10 protein-coding genes are annotated in these 16,149 nt (G+C 38.5%); 3 read left to right on the top strand and 7 right to left on the bottom strand.

Annotation, left to right across the window (positions count from 1 at the left end; translation table 11 throughout):
• Positions 1–28 precede the first annotated feature (28 nt).
• From NSP_RS11880 to NSP_RS11865, 4 genes are all read right to left on the bottom strand, one after another.
• Positions 29–4,981, bottom strand: a complete 4,953-nt coding sequence (locus tag NSP_RS11880) for a condensation domain-containing protein (RefSeq protein ID WP_006194148.1) — start codon at positions 4,979–4,981, stop codon at positions 29–31.
• A 229-nt stretch (positions 4,982–5,210) separates the two neighbouring features.
• Positions 5,211–6,929, bottom strand: coding sequence for an ABC transporter ATP-binding protein/permease (locus tag NSP_RS11875; RefSeq protein WP_006194147.1), 1,719 nt, complete (start codon positions 6,927–6,929; stop codon positions 5,211–5,213).
• Positions 6,907–8,601 (bottom strand): ABC transporter ATP-binding protein/permease, encoded by a 1,695-nt coding sequence (locus NSP_RS11870; RefSeq protein WP_006194146.1) that lies wholly within the window; start codon positions 8,599–8,601, stop codon positions 6,907–6,909. Before NSP_RS11870 ends, NSP_RS11875 begins: the two co-directional genes overlap by 23 nt.
• Positions 8,602–8,620: 19 nt before the next feature.
• Positions 8,621–9,340 (bottom strand): VOC family protein, encoded by a 720-nt coding sequence (locus NSP_RS11865; RefSeq protein WP_006194145.1) that lies wholly within the window; start codon positions 9,338–9,340, stop codon positions 8,621–8,623.
• A 901-nt stretch (positions 9,341–10,241) separates the two neighbouring features.
• Here NSP_RS11865 and NSP_RS11860 point away from each other — a divergent pair.
• Positions 10,242–11,174, top strand: a complete 933-nt coding sequence (locus NSP_RS11860; RefSeq protein ID WP_006194144.1) for a DUF3102 domain-containing protein — start codon at positions 10,242–10,244, stop codon at positions 11,172–11,174.
• Here the strand turns inward: NSP_RS11860 and NSP_RS11855 are convergent.
• Complete coding sequence (locus NSP_RS11855) at positions 11,171–12,229, bottom strand: sucrase ferredoxin (RefSeq protein ID WP_006194143.1); 1,059 nt, start codon at positions 12,227–12,229, stop codon at positions 11,171–11,173. The two genes, NSP_RS11860 and NSP_RS11855, sit on opposite strands and share 4 nt — an antisense overlap.
• Positions 12,226–12,945, bottom strand: a complete 720-nt coding sequence (locus tag NSP_RS11850) for a COG4280 domain-containing protein (protein WP_006194142.1) — start codon at positions 12,943–12,945, stop codon at positions 12,226–12,228. The genes NSP_RS11855 and NSP_RS11850 overlap by 4 nt, the downstream gene beginning before the upstream one ends.
• Before the next feature lie 189 nt (positions 12,946–13,134).
• On the opposite strand from NSP_RS11850, the gene NSP_RS11845 reads away from it, so the two are divergent.
• Together NSP_RS11845 and NSP_RS11840 are read left to right on the top strand one after the other, a co-directional pair.
• On the top strand, positions 13,135–13,977 hold the full coding sequence (locus NSP_RS11845; RefSeq protein WP_006194141.1) for a sterol desaturase family protein: 843 nt from the start codon (positions 13,135–13,137) through the stop codon (positions 13,975–13,977).
• Positions 13,978–14,072: 95 nt separating this feature from the next.
• Complete coding sequence (locus tag NSP_RS11840) at positions 14,073–14,831, top strand: thioesterase II family protein (RefSeq protein WP_006194140.1); 759 nt, start codon at positions 14,073–14,075, stop codon at positions 14,829–14,831.
• 29 nt (positions 14,832–14,860) lie between these two features.
• Here the strand turns inward: NSP_RS11840 and devC are convergent, their stop codons facing one another.
• The gene (devC, locus tag NSP_RS11835) at positions 14,861–16,057 is read right to left on the bottom strand and encodes an ABC transporter permease DevC (RefSeq protein WP_006194139.1); all 1,197 of its coding nucleotides are present in this window, start codon (positions 16,055–16,057) and stop codon (positions 14,861–14,863) included.
• Positions 16,058–16,149: the final 92 nt, after the last annotated feature.

Raw genomic sequence — 16,149 nt, 5'->3', positions numbered from 1 at the left:
ATGTCAATGATGCTGCTTTCCACTTTCACTACCTTTTTTTGGGCTGAAGCTTGTTTAAAATTTTGTCGAGTTGTTGCTGATTCAAACGCGCACCTGCAAAATCAGACGGTGTGTAACCACCATTTTCTGCTGATTGACAATGTTGAATTATTGCTTGTAGTGTTTTAATAAATTCCTGGGCTAAATATTCAATGGTGGCTTTGTCATGTAAGTTATGACTGTACCGCAATTGAATTTGTAACTGAGATTGAGCTATCCAAGCATTGATATTTAATACATATCGACGCGCATTTAGAGGATGGGATGATAATCCTGTGGATTCTTTTGCTAGTCCCAGAATCCATGCTTGGGAGGAAAATAAATCTATTTGTCCCAAGTAATTAAAACTAATAGCAGATTGGGGTAGTGCTTGTAAAGTCTGGGACAAATTTTTATTTGTGCTTAAATATCTTAAGATTCCATAACCAATGCCTTTTTGGGGAATTCGTCGCAGGTGTTCCTTAACATATTTTAAATTTACTCCCAAATCATTGGTAGTTTTTAACTCTAAAAATACTGGGAAAATTGTTGTAAACCAACCCACTGTCCGAGTAATGTTTGTGTTAGTAAATAAATCTTCTCTTCCATGTGCTTCTAAATCAATCAGCAAGGAACTTTGTTTTGTCCATTGTCTCAAGGTCAGTGCTAAAGCTGTTAACAATACATCATTTATTTCTGTCTGGTAGGCTTTGGGTACTGCTTCTAGTAAGGCGCGAGTTTGACTGCTATCTAGTGTAACCTGAATTTCCGCTTCAGATGCAACAGTGTTATATTCTTTTTCTTTGACAAGTTGGGGAAGTTGATATGGGAGTGATTCTTGGGGGAGAAGTTCTAACCAAGTTGTTAATTCTGCCTCTATTTTCTCAGATTTTGCATAATTTACTAAACTTTGCGCCCATGCTGGGAAAGATGTAGTTTTTGCTGGTAATTGTACAGGAGTTTGATTGACTTTTAGCTGTTGATAGGCTGTGACTAAATCTTCTAGCAATATCCGCCATGAAACTCCATCAATTACCAAATGGTGCATGATAAATAAGAGGCCATCATGTTCACCATTTCCCAGTTGAAATAAGGCTACCTGAAATAATTTCCCGGTGGCTAAGTCTAAACTAGCTTGGAGTTGGGATGCTATGAACTCAATTTGCTGGGTTTGTTGGTTTTTTGGTAATTCTGCTAAATTAATAACTGTCAGCATACCCTCGTTTTCCAATCTGGGAATTATATTTTGTTCCCATGTACCGTTTAAGGAAAGATGTACAAAACAAGAACGCAAGATATCATGATGTAATACTAATTCCTCAATTGCTTGTCTCAAATAATTTGCTTCTAAGTCGGCTGCTACTTCTAAGAGAACAGCTTGGTTAAAATGATCCCAATTGTGCAAATTTTGCTCAAATAGCCAATGCTGAATGGGTGTTAAAGCCACTATCCCTGTGACTAATCCTTGTTCGGCTGCGGTTTCGGGGGCGATTTCTACCAGTGGGGCTAGTTCGGCGATGGTTTGATGTTGGAATAATTGTTTGGGAGTTAATTTAATTCCTGCTTGATTGGCCTTTGCTACCATTTGAATACTGAGTATGGAATCTACCCCATGTTCAAAGAAATTATCTTGAATGCCAATGGTAGAACCGAGAACTTCTGACCATATTTTTACCAGGATGATTTCTGTGGCTGTACGTGCTGCGATTTGCTTTGATTGTGCCTTGGCTGGGGGGGCTGGAAGTTGTAATTTATCAACTTTACCGTTAGTGGTTAAGGGTAATTGCTCCAGCCACACGAAGGCTGAAGGTAACATATAAGCTGGTAATTTAGGAGCTAAATATTGCCGAAAATCTGTTAATTCTGAGTTGATTTGATTCCCGACCAGGTAAGCAACCAACTGGGGCTGATTTGGGTGGTCTGTTCGTAGGATGACTACTGCTTCCTGCACGGAAGGATGAGTTTTCAGACTGGCGGCAATTTCCCCCAACTCTATCCGAAATCCCCGAATTTTAACTTGGTTGTCTAGTCTTCCAAGGTATTCAATTGTACCATCAGGGCGGTAGCGGGTGCGATCGCCTGTTTTATAGAGAGTGCTAACTGTTGACTGTTGACCGTTGACTGTTGACTGTGGAGTAACTAATTTTTGAATTTTAAATTGATCAATAAACCTTTTAGCCGTTAAATCCGGGCGATTTAAATAACCCCTCGCCACTCCTGCACCACCAATGAAGAGTTCACCGGGAACGCCTACAGGTACGGGTTGCAAATATTGGTCTAAAATATAAAGTTGAGTATTGGCAATAGGACGACCAATAGGAACATTAGCATTAGTTAATGGTATATCTGTGGCATCATAAACACAGCAACCCACAACAGTTTCCGTGGGGCCATATTCATTAATTAGCCTTGTTTGGGGAAAATAACGCCGCCAAAATTCTAAATGCTGTTCGGTGAGTGCTTCGCCACCAATAATCAATGCTTGGGGATATCCAGTTTGCACTGGTGGGGATAGCTGACTTTTCACATCATCTGGAAAACCTAACCCCCTAACCCCCTTCCCTACTAGGGAAGGGGGAAAAGTTAAAGCCTCTCTCCTTGTAGGGGAGAGGTTTGGAGAGGGGTTTTCTAAATCATCTGAAAAGCTAGGTTGGGGTAGAAGCTGAGACAGTATGCTCAAATGGGCTGGGGTGAGCTTAACTAGACTAAAATTAGTTGCAGAACTCAGGGCGTTACTCAGTGCTGCGATTTCCTCTGTTTCTGGTAACAAGATCACAGCTTTACCAACGAGCAGGGGAGGATATAAACTGGTAATGGTGGCATCAAAACTAATGGCAGATTGCACGGGTACACCCATTCCGGCTGTTACCGGATATGTTGCAATTGCCCAGTGGAGGTAATTTTCTAATCCTCGATGGGTAAGCATGACTCCCTTTGGTGTACCAGTAGAACCTGAAGTATAAATTATATAAGCTAGATTTTCACCTGTAACAATGTGATTTCGGTTGTTTTCTGGATTTTGAGCGATGATTTGCCAATCTTCATCTAAACACAGTACAGTGCCTTCATAGTTTGGTAATGTTGCCACTGATGCAGCCATTGTCAGTAAAATTTCAGGTTTGGCATCCTGAAGCATATAGGCTAAACGTTCTGGTGGTAGTTTGCTATCTAGGGGTACATAAGCACCTCCAGCTTTCAGAACTGCTAGTAAGGCGATGATTAATTCTGGTGAACGTTCTAAATAAATCCCCACTAAAGACTCACAGCCAATACCCAAATTTTGTAAGTGATACGCCAGTTGATTGGCTTTGCTGTTGAGTTCTTGATAAGTTAGGTTTTGCTCTCGATAACAAACAGCAATATGATCAGGTGTACGTTCAACTTGAGACTCAAATAGTTGATGTAACCACTTTTGGGGATAATTTACCTGAGTTTGATTCCATTCCACCAATATTTGATGTTCTTCTTCGGGGGTGAGAATGGAGATTTCGGAAATTTTGCGGCTGGAGTTTTCCACCACTGCGGTTAGTATCATCCGCAAATGTTGAATCATTCGGGTGATAGTTTGCTGTTCAAATAAATCTGTGCAATATTCCATCACCACTAGCAAACCTTCCGAACGTTCTACCAAATGACAAGTTAAGTCAAATTTGGTTGCGCCAGTTTCTACCCAAGTTTGCTGAATTTCTAAATCTGGTAGTTGTAAATCTAAATGAGTATCATTTTGTAATTGGTACGCTGCATTTTGTACCTGAAACATCACTTGCACAAGGGGATTATGGCTTAAATCCCGTTCTATTTGCAATGCTTCTACCACTTTGGCGAAGGGAATTTCTTGATGCTGATAAGCGTCTGCGGCGGTTGTGCGTATCCGTTCGAGGAGGGTTTGGAAGGTAGGATTTCCAGATATATCTGTTCTTAATACTAATGTGTTGACAAAAAAGCCAATTAACCCTTCTATTTCTTGGCGATCGCGATTAGCACTGGGTACTCCTAAAACAATCTCATCTTGTTGAGAATAACGATGTAATAAAATTTTAAACGCTGTTAGCAACAACATAAACAAAGTTACGCCTTGCTGCTTACTCAAATTTTTGAGTGATTCTAACAGGTTTTTTGGCAATAAATAAGACTCAGTTTTTCCTTGAAACTTTTGCAGGGGGCTGCGTGGGTAATCGGTTGGTAGTTCTAGAGTTGGTAATGCAGCTAATTTTTGTCGCCAATACGCCAATTGTGCTGTCATTTCCTCCTTTTGTAGCCATTCCCTCTGCCACAGGGCGAAATCTGCATACTGAATCGGTAATTCTGGTAAAGATGGTTTTTCACCCTTGATAAACGCACGGTAACAAATCGCCAACTCCCGCAATAAAATTCCCCGTGACCAGCCATCGGCAATGATATGATGTAAAGTCAGCAGTAAAGTAGTTTGATGGGGTGTGAGGCGAATTAATTTTACCCGCATCAGAGGCGCTTGAGTTAAATCGAAGGGTTGACTAGCTTCTAGTTTGGCTAAATTTTCAGCTGCTTGTGTTTGCTGTTGTGGTGGTAAACTTTGTAAGTCGATAACTGGTAATTGTAAGTCAACCGTTGGGAAAACTTCTTGATAGGGTTTACCTTCCTGGGATGGAAAAGCAGTTCTTAAGCTTTCGTGTCTGTGGATAATTGTTTGTAAACTGGTAAATAAAGCGGGAATGTTGAGGTTGCCAGTTAATTGCCAACTAATAGCAATATTATATGCACAATTGTGAGGATCAATTTGATCGAGAAACCACAATCTTTCCTGTGCTAAAGAAAGGGGTAATTCGGTATTTTCTTGACGACGGGGAATAGTTTTTTGCGGGGAAAATTTGCCGGAATTGGTTTGTTGGCGGAGAATTTGCTCAAATAATACTCGTTTTTCTGGCGGTAGGGCGGCTATGCGGTTTTTTAGTTCCTGGTTGATGCTTGGTTCGGAAGATTTCATCTCAATGTGCTGAATGGGAGAATTTATTGCACGCACCAGGCGCGGAGAGTTAGAGTTTAATTATTGCAAGTTTTTGTTATTAAGTCTAGTGGGGGATGTGAATGTTTGATTTTTAGGACTTACGCAATAACTCTGTGAAATCCTCTTTACTTTGTGTCCTTTGTGTCCTTTGTGGTTCGTTTTTCATAATTTTGCGTAATGATTTTTTAACGCAAAGGGGCGCAGAGGTTCACGCGGAGGAACGCGAAGTTTTGATTGGTTTGAGGCGATTATTATTGTTTTTGAGTTCTAATAGCCAGGGATGGAAAGAGCGCAATGAGGTTCGATGTCCAACGCTGATATAGGTGATTTCGGTTTGCTGTAGTTGTTGATATAGTAAGGTTTGGTTGGTTTCGTCTAAGGCGCTGGTGGCTTCGTCTAGAATTGCGTACTGGGGAGATTGCAAAAGTAGGCGGGCAAAGGCTAATCTTTGTTGTTCTCCTATTGATAATACTGTTCCCCAGTCGGTAGTTATGTCTAAGCCGCCAAAGCGTTGTACTAAGTCTGTTAAGTTGACTTGCTGTAAAGTTTCTAAGAGCTGATTTTCTGGTATGCTGTGATTAAGTTGGGGATATAGTAGCTGTTCTCTCAAGCTGCCGAGAATCATGTAGGGACGTTGCGGTAAAAATAGTAAGTCGGAACGCTTTGGGTGAGTTATGGTTCCTGTACCAGCTTGCCACAGTCCGGCTAAGGCACGCAATAGTGAGGTTTTACCTACACCACTTTTACCAGTTATTAATAGGGATTGTCCAGGGGAAATGCTAAAGGATAAGTCTTGTACTAAAATTTTCTGATAATCGGGGGTTTGTAGGGTGACGTTCTCAAAACTGATTCCGGAACTTTCCACTGTGTTAAGTCGTGGTTGACTCAGGTGGGTGGGGTTTTGTAATTCTTTGAGGCTGTTTTGTAATTCATCTAACCTAGTTACTGCTGCGGCTAAGTTACTTAGTTGCTCAAATTGGCTGACGACTAAACCTAATGCAATTAAGATACTCCGAAAGGCTACTCCAGCTTGTGTTGATACGCCTAGTTCTAATTCGCCTGTGAGAATCTGAGGAGCTAAAATAAATGTTGGTAACAAAAATGTGATGTATTGATAACTGTTTTGAAATAAATCTAAGCCCAATTGCCAACGAATTAGGTGGGTAAAGTTACTAAATACACGCAAGAAACGCTGCCACAGTTCTTGATATTCTACCGCTTCTCCTTGATAAAATGCGATCGCCTCTGCATGATCTCGGACACGAATTAAACCATAACGAAAATCCGCTTCTCGTTTGAGTTGTTCAAAGTTAATTCCTACTAAAGTTCGCCCAAAGACTATTGTCGTGATGACAGTGCCTGCAATGGCGTAAATGATTAAAAAAACCATTAACGCAGGAGAGATGCGCCATAGGACTCCAGAGAAGGCAATGAGCAGTAAAATGGAGTCCCATAGAACAACGGCAAAATAGAGTGATTGTTGGGTAAAATTTTCGATATCTTCACCAATGCGCTGGTCGGGGTTATCAATGTCCGCAGTTATGGTAAGCTCGTAAAAATTCCGTTGATGTAGGTATTGATGCAGAAAGTATTCTGTTAACCATTGTCGCCAAGATAAGCTTAATCGGGATTGTACGTATACTTTTAGGGAAAGTATGGGGACTCCAATTAGTAATATTCCCAGGAAGGTGAGAACTGCTTGCAAAAATCGGTTGTTATCTACTGCTGCTAGGGATGATTCTAATTCTCCCAAAAAAATACTCACGCCTACCATGATAGCGGTGCTAATGAATGAGAGAAATATCAGTAATATTAGGGAGGCGATCGCTTGCCATTTTTGTGATGATAACCAATAAAGTTTTACAATTCGCCCAAACTGCCGTAGTAAGCCATAATCAAATTTATCAGACATTGCTGAATTTTTCATAATCTGTTCTTGCCAATAATTGCCATTTTTGCTGCTCTGCTAGTTCTAATACAAGTTGATGATAATTCAACAATTCTTTACGGTGTCCGACACTAATATAAGTGATTGATGTTGTTTGCAGCTTTTGGTATAAACCGGCTTCAGTTTCAACATCTAAGGCACTGGTTGATTCATCCAGAATGGCATATTTTGGTTTAATTACTAACAACCGAGCAAAGGCGAGTCTTTGTTGTTCTCCTAAAGATAACACCCTTGACCAATCAATAACAGCATCTAAGCCTCCGTGACGTGTAGCTAAATCCGGTAAATGTACTTCTTGAAGAATTTTTAGCAGGATTTCAGGCTGAATATTAGTTTCTGTGAGGGGATAAATTAATTGCTGTCGTAAGCTTCCCCAAGGCATATATGGACGTTGAGGCAGAAATAATATATGCTCATTAGGTGGGCGTTCTATTTTCCCTTTTCCATGTACCCATAACCCTGCGATAGCACGTAATAGGGAAGTTTTACCTACACCACTAACTCCGACAATAATTAATGATTCACCTGGCTGTACAGTTAGAGATAAATCTTTAATTAAACTGATTTGTTTGGGAGTCTCTAAGGTCAGATTTTTAACTGCAATATATCTATTTTCTAAGATTTTTATTTTATCTTCTGGGGGGAGAGAGGATAATTTTTGTATGCCATTTTTAAGTTCTGTCAGTCGTTGAGTTCCTGCGGCTAAGACACTGATTTGATTGAATTGAGTAATAATTAATCCCAGTGCTAATCCTACTCTTTCAAAGGCTGCTTGAGCTTGGGTAACAGCACCTATTTCTAGTTCACGGTCAAATATGCGCGGTGCTAAAATAATAAAGGGTAAAATAAAGGTGATAAATTGATAACCATTCTGAAAAACATTTAGCTGAAATTGCCAACGAATTAAACGTTTTATATTGGCAAATACGCGGATAAATTTTTGTTTAATTTGTTGTAATTCCTGGTTTTGTCCACCGTAAAAGGCGATAGATTCGGCATTTTCTCTGACTCTAACTAAACCATAGCGAAAGTCAGCTTCTCGCTTTAGTTTCTCAAGGTTTATTCCCATTAAAACTTTGCCAAATACCAATGTTGTCAACAGTGAACCGAGTCCGGCATAAATTACTAAAGAGTACATCAGGATGGGAGAAATCAACCACAGTACGCCGATAAAACCAATTAACTGCACTAAAGAATCTAGTAAAATTACAAATAATGCTACTAAAGTTTGGGTGACATTTTTTATGTCTTCGGCTAAACGTTGATCTGGATTATCAATGTTAGAGTTAGTTAGCAATTGATAAAAAGCTTGTTGTTGAAAATATTCTTGGAGATAGTCAGATGTCACCCATTTGCGCCAGTCAAGACTGAGTTGTGCTTGGATATAGTTTTTTAGGGATATAAATAAAATGTTAATTATGACAACGCCACTAAAAAACCAAAATGCTTGATAAAATCTATTGGCGTTTTGCGCTGCTAAGGAAGATGTGAGTTCACCACGTTGGAAAATTTCAAAAATTATGAAATAACTACTGCCTAATGATAAGATTACCAGCATGATTAACTGCGCGATCGCTATTTTGCTCTCACGCCAACGAGATAACCAGTATGGTTGGACAATTTGCCATATTTGACGATTTCTCAAACCCATGAGATGATCACCTCTGTATCTAAAATTGCAATATCAGAGGAATATCAATTTTGCGCGCATCTATTACGCCTCGTTTTACACAATTATCAAAGTGTAATTGGATACAGGGTGAGCCATACTCAATTTGCACTACGCCATCTTGTGATAACAGCGCTAAAGGTTGACTCAAAGCATTTTCACAAGTGCTAGAAATCTCCATTCCTGTGATTTTTTTTAGCCCCAAGCTATGGGACATCCACTGGTATTGTAAATTGGGAAAATTTCTTGCTAGTGTAGGCAGAGCGATCGCATCAGGAATGACAAAACACAATGGTTCGGTTTGAGTGACTAAATTTTCCCTGGAAAAACTTAGTAATAATTCGGATTTTTCTGGTGATGAATAGCTAAAATTATACTGGTCTAGAAAGGCTTTCCTCCCAGATTGCTGACGTAGAGCAATTCCAAAGGGAGAATATTTATTGTTATACTCATAAGTCCGCCCTAAAAAATCTATACCTGTACGAACTGCATAAATTTCCGCAGCGATTTCATCCTCAACCCAGATAAATTCTAAATAAAAATTCTCAAAAAAAATAATCTGCGAAGCTGTACCTCGTTCTGGTTGTTTGACGGAAGTGGGAGAAACAGTTAGTCCATGTTTGGCAAAAAATTCTACTTCCGGTGCTGTCTCCAGACAAATAAAAACATGATCAACTTCTAACAAGGAACTGTTTACCGATGGTAGCAAGGGGGTTTTCATAAGTTAGCGAAAAATTGTTGGTTGTAGCTATTCATTTACACCTGAAATTTGCGACAAAAATATTCCAAATTTACATAATGATTCGATATTTAGAATCTATTATCATTTGTGTATTTTTGATTTTGCGTGTTTTGATGGTACGTGAGACTAAAAAACGTCGTTAATTGACTACCTAGCGATTACAGAAAATCAGTAGTGATTTTGCAAAATGTTAATTCATCCTCAGATTTAGTCAAGGCGAAAATTAGCTTCTGTCTAGTTTAGAGGCTATTCTTGAAACTTGAAAGTATAGTGCCAGCCTGTGTCTAAACCTTTTTCCTGGGAAGAAAGAAGATTGGAAACCCCCATTCCTTGCTAGGAAATGGGTACTAGACAAATGAGCTTCTGAGCTTTTTGGTGTTTCATTGATTACTTAAATTCTTTAACAATTATTCTCAATAAACCAATAAATAGCCTACTTTGTCAAGTCTTTTTGTTGTCACATCAATTAATAGGCACAGAAGACTCTGTTAAAAATGCTGCTAGCAAAAGTTTGGGGCAAAAAAGATATACCCGTATTTGTACTGAATGCGACAGTTTTTATAGAGCGATGCTTTCAAGCAACAGGGCTTTTACTCAGTCATCTTTAGAGCTTAAAGTAGAAAAATAAATCAGTGTATTTTTTATAAAATAGACTGGGGTGGAATCAAGTAATATTACGGTAAAAGATTGAGAATAATTAAAGTTAAAATGTTTGTATGCAAGTAGTATTGCTAAGTTTATAGTTATTTTCGGCTTAATAAACCACATAATATATTAACATAGGGGTTATAACTGAGTAAAATAGACTTGTGATTTTTTGTCCTGTCAGCGAGCTAAGGTAGGTGAAACCTTTATTTAATGGATTTACAAACTGATCATTATGATTAATTCCAAACGTAAGAATCCGAAAGAGAATATTTTAGCTAGTTTTGATTATGGCATTCTCACTCCCGAACAGCGATCGCTCGTTGAGCAACGTACCAGCGAAATTAGAGAACAGTTGCGAAAAACTGCTCAAGATATTTGGGAAATTGGACAAAGTTTGGCGGAGGTGCGCGCTCAATTGAAGCATGGCCAGTTTGAGACTTGGCTAAAAGCTGAATTTGGTTGGAGTCGTCGCACTGCTTATAATTTTATTAACGTGTACGAAACTTTTGGGAATCGTGCAAATCTTGCACAAATTGATATTGCTACCTCGGCTCTTTATCTTTTGGCTGCGCCTTCCACGCCGGAAAATTTGCGTGAGCAATATTTACAAGAAGCGAAAACAGGTAAACGCATCACCCATAAGGAATTAGTCCACAATATTAAGCATCAAGCCGAAAAAGTAGCTGAAAAATCAGAAGAATTACCACAGCATCCAACATCAGAAATTATCTCTAATTATAGTAATGTTATTGAGCAAAAAGTCCAAGAAATTACTGCGAACCCAAGTAGTAGTCAATGGTTACGCTTAGGTAAGCAGCATTTGATATTTCATGGAGATACAGCTTCACCCAAGTTTTTTACGAATATCCCTGCTATTGCTTTGGCTGTGGCTGTGACTGCGGATGATTGGGATCATGAGTGGCTGATTGAAGAAGCTAGAACCTTGATTGTGCTTCAACCTGCGGATTTACAAACAAATACTTTAGAGCAACTAATTACGATGTTTTCTCAGTCAGGTGAGTTGGTAGTGTTTCCCTGGTTGCCACAAGAAGATATGATAGCGATCGCTCATCGTTTGCAGCGAGTGGTGATAGCCGGTGATCCTTCTCTAGATTTGTGCCAAAAGGCCGTTATTGCATCGGGTTTGAGTGTGGAAAAAATTTAATCTATTTTTAGCAGTTTTTCCACAGCATACTGATTAACCCTTGTCAAAGGGACATCATCGCCGGATTTGAGTTTTGTTGTCACTGTTCCGGTTTGTTTGACGAGGGCTGAGTATGCACCCCCATTGTAACTAATTTGGACTTTAGTCCATGTTGCTTGCTCATTCCACCGTGCAACTAAAAGTTTTAATTTGGGGAAGGGAAGGCAGTTAAAAATAGTTTTTAGAACCATTTTTACGATTCCTCCTGGTTCCTGCGCCAATATGCGCCCACTTTTGGGATATTCCAACCAGTTCCACCCCTGCTGCATCCAAATTTCCCGTTCTGCTATTTGCTCAAATTTGCTCAAACCTGTCCAACCACGGTAGAAAGGGCGCAATTGAGAAACATCACCTTGACGATAAATTAAACAATCTAAAATATCAAGTTCTAAATGTCCCCAAATTTGTCCGTTGGGAAAGTCAATTAATGTGGGAGCAAATTGATGTCCGCCAAAATGATTAGTTTGCCACACTCGCAGGTTTTCTGTAGCTGTGGCATATTTTTTTTGTAGTTGTCGGTAAAGGGGATAACCAAATTTGCCACAAGCTCGGTCATAGTTAGCATGGGTACAGATGAGAATTTCCCGAATGTGTGCTGTTGGTTGTTGGTAGGTTTGAAAGCGGATGAGTTGGCGGGGTTGGAATAATATAGCTTCTGCAAGGGACGCAATTTCAGCCAGGGGAAGTAAATATTCTTGCTTGGTGTATTGAGCAAATAGTTTGGCTGGACGTTTGTAGTGAAAAATGCGGACGAGTTCTGGATGAGTGTGAATTTTATGGGGTGCGATCGCTAATAGTCGAGTTTTGAAGTATCGTAAAGGTTGAGATGCTAACTTTTCTACAACTTGCAGCAGTGGTTGAAACTGTGGTTTTTGTTGCCAAAGATCGGTTTTCCACGGTTGGGGTACTTCCACCAGCAGCCATTCATCTACTGTGCCGGCTGTACCAATGGGATCTTCCCGGTTAGCTTGAGAAACTACGGAGCAGTAACGACAATCATCATTGAATTTTCTCATGTCACCAGTTGATTTTTGAGCCAATACACGGAAAATACTGCCGTGAAACTGTAAAATGTGATTAAAATCAAGATGAAAAATTCATCTAAGGGAAATTCTAGCCCTATACCTTCCCCTAACCAGAAGGTTCCCATTGCACTGAGCATGACTCCAGCACCTAGTTTGATTAACACTTCTGGCAGTTTTAACAAATATTGATGTAAGAAAATTATCATTACTAAGGATAATAATAATGCTAACCCAGTACCTGCGATCGCCTCATACCATGCACTGGTTGCTAAACCTAAAGTGATGACAATCACAACAATTTCCAAGGCTTCCAGAGCCACGCTTTTGGTCATAATCAAGAAATTGAGTTTGCTAAATCCTGGGGATTCTTGGTCTAATGTAATACCTTCTTTTTCTAATACCTGATCATCGATCCAACCGGCTCGTCTCCCGCTTGCTAGTCTGCTTACAGACTTCTTTGCCCATCCCCAGCCGAACCACAACAGCAATGATCCAATCAGGATTTGTAATGGTTGTAGTGGTAAAAATTGTAACCCATTTCCTAGTGCGATCGCCACAGCTAAGACTACTATTAAGCCAACGAGGGAACCCCAAATAGCCTCTCTAACATAGCCAGAACTACCAATAGCATAGGCGATCGCCACCACTTCTAAAAATTCAATCCCTGTACTGCCAAGTGCAGCCAAGAAAATACTCCAATTAATCATACATCTCACCGCATAAATTGAGATAGATTTGCAACTAACTTAGTATACTTGTGGTAAATTAGTAAAATCATTGTCTCACAGAAAAGTTTGCAAGTTGCTAAATTTTAAAATGATTTTAGCAAAGAGTGTGGTTCTTTTACTGAACCGTATTCCGCCGTATTACCCACACAAAAAATAGGTTGATTAATTATGGAATGGATTGATAATATCTCCATCTTCGTCAAATATGTGCTGCAAGGACTTCTGATGTATGGTGTATTTATTCTCATCGAAAGATTGCGCCCAGCCGAGCCAAACCAGCCATTTCGTCATATTCTTTTTAACTTAAAGTGGTACATTGTTTATACTTTATTGGCATTTTTAATGAATGCTATTGGTATTGCCACATTAGTAGAATTAACACGTACTTGGTTAGGTGGAGCCTATTTAACTTTCCCAGAACCCAGAAATTGGATAGAAGCATTTTTTGGAGTCATACTTTACTTGTTGATTGTTGACTTTTTTTATTATTGGTTTCACCGATGCCAACATACCAATTCATTTTTATGGGAACAGCATAAATTTCATCATAGCGAAGTTTCTTTAAATGTTACCAGTTCTAGAAGAGTACATTGGTTAGAAGAGCCATTGGTTCTCTTATTTATAGTCCTGCCTATGACCTTATTATTTAATCTTCAACCCATACCATCGGGTTTCTTAGCATTCATACAAGTTTTGTGGTTACAGTTTATTCACATGAATTTACGGTTAGGAGCAGGCAAATTATCCCCTATCATTGTTAGTCCACAATATCACAGAATTCACCACTCGTATCAACCAGAACACATTGATAAAAATTATGCCGTCTTTTTTCCTATTTGGGATATTATTTTTGGCTCTTATTATCATCCGCAAAAGGGAGAGTTTCCCCCAACCGGACTGACAACAGGAGAAACTCATAATCATCTTTGGGAAGCAGCCATTTTACCTTTTAGAGAATGGTTAAAATTAATCAAATTCAGAAAGCAGAAACCAGAAAATAACCATTTTTAATGTAATATATTGGTATCTGCCTCACGCAAAGACCCAAAGGTACGCGGTAATAGTACCTATTTGGGAATCGCTATAAAAAATTACAACCTTTGATGATGAACTTTATTAAAACCAAAAATCCTTGGCTAATATTTCCTCAACCAAATCCCCAAGCAAAATTACGGTTATTTTGCTTTCCCTATGCTGGAGGTGGAGCATCTATTTTTCGGGAATGGTACAAACAATTAAACCGCGAAATAGAAATTTGTGCAGTGCAGTTACCAGGAAGAGAAAATCGGCTAATTGAAACACCTTTTAATCATCTCAAATCTTTAATAAATGCACTAAGCCAAGAAATATTACCAAATTTAAATCAACCCTTTGCTTTCTTTGGTCATAGCATGGGTGGTTTAATATCTTTTGAGTTAGCACGTTATTTGCAGCAAAAACATGATTTAAAGCCATTACATTTATTCATCTCTGGTGCAAGAGCGCCTCATATTCTTGAAACAAAGCCACCCATTCATAATTTACCACAGCCAGAGTTTATCCAAGAGTTACGCCGTTTTAATGGTACGCCAGCAGCAATATTAGAAAATAGAGAATTTATGAAATTATTCTCACCAACTTTAAGGGCAGATTTTGCGGTTTTAGAAACTTATATTTATACAGAATCAGCACCATTATCTTGTGGAATCACAGCCTTGGGAGGTTGGGAAGATACAGAAGTTACCCTAGAAAAATTAGTAGCATGGAAACAACATACAATTGATAATTTTTCTATAGAAATGCTACCAGGAAATCATTTCTTTTTGCATTCTCATCGGGTGCAATTGTTAGAATTATTGTCAAAATATATAGAAATTCCTGATTAGATATACTATAATAGGGTATTCAATAATTATTAAAAAACGTCGGCTGGATCAGCATAACGAAGCTTACTGGAAGCGATCGCAGCTGAAACTATACACATAACGAAAGTTAACAAAAATACTATCACAGCCAGTTCAGGTGTCATCGCTAGCTCCAAACGTGTCATACTAGCGAGAAAATTGTACATACTCAAAGATACCAAAAAACCAGGAATAAAACCTAATATAGTCAAAATGGTCGCTTCTTGAAAAATAATTGCTAGGAGATAAATATCAGAATAACCCATCGCTTTCAGCGTCGCATATTCAGCTAAATGATCTCTCACATCAGCATACAAAACTTGATATACAATTACCACCCCAATAATAAACCCCATGATTGCACCAAAACTAAAAATCAGTCCGGCTGGATTTTCTTCTTGGTATTTTAATTCTTTAGCTATCAATTCCTGATGAGAATAGACATTAATCCCAGGGACATTCTTTTTGATACCAGCTTTCACTGCATCTGGATTAACATCTGGGTTTAAATTCACTATACCAATACTAACTCTATTTAAAATATTATTGCCAAATATTTCTTGATAATTAGCTTCGCTAGTAATTAAGTTACCAGTACCTAAAAAGAAGGAATTACCAAGATTAAAAAGCCCGACAATATCAGCTTTACGTCTATTAATTAAAACTTTAATTTGATGAGGTTGAGTATTTTTAGATTCTGCTTTACTAAAATCTTCAACAATATTCCCTAACTCTTGTTGAGCAAAACGATCAAATAAGAAACTATTGGGCATACTTATTTTATAACGCTGCTGATTAATCTCAGCAATATTGAAAACTTTTTTTTGAGGATTAAATGCAACTATTCTTACCTCATAAGATTGGTAATTTTGTGTATAAGCCCAAGAAACACCTGAATTAATATAAACAGGAATAGTATCGGCAACACCTTTAATTCCTGCTGCTTGATAAAGCCGCAAGCGGTCAAATTCAATTGCACCTAAAAATCTGCTATCTGGATGTAATAAAAATAAATCTCCTTTGAGACTTTCGGGTAAAACAGTAGCTCCACTAGTAAATAATTGCCTAAAACCCAATTGCATAAAAATTAATATATTGGCAAATGCAATTCCTCCCATCGCCACTAAAAGACGCATTTTTTGATGCGATAATTGTGACCAAGCAATTGAATACTGGAATTTAATTTTCTTCAGGGTAGACTTTAGCATAAATATTTTTTATTTAGTATAGATCTTTCTTACTAATAAGTGTCATTAATTTGTTATATTATATTTTTTACCTGTGCCAAACAATGATTTAT

Source organism: Nodularia spumigena CCY9414, from assembly GCF_000340565.2.
Lineage (GTDB): Bacteria > Cyanobacteriota > Cyanobacteriia > Cyanobacteriales > Nostocaceae > Nodularia > Nodularia spumigena.
This window is presented reverse-complemented; position numbering and strand designations above follow the sequence as displayed.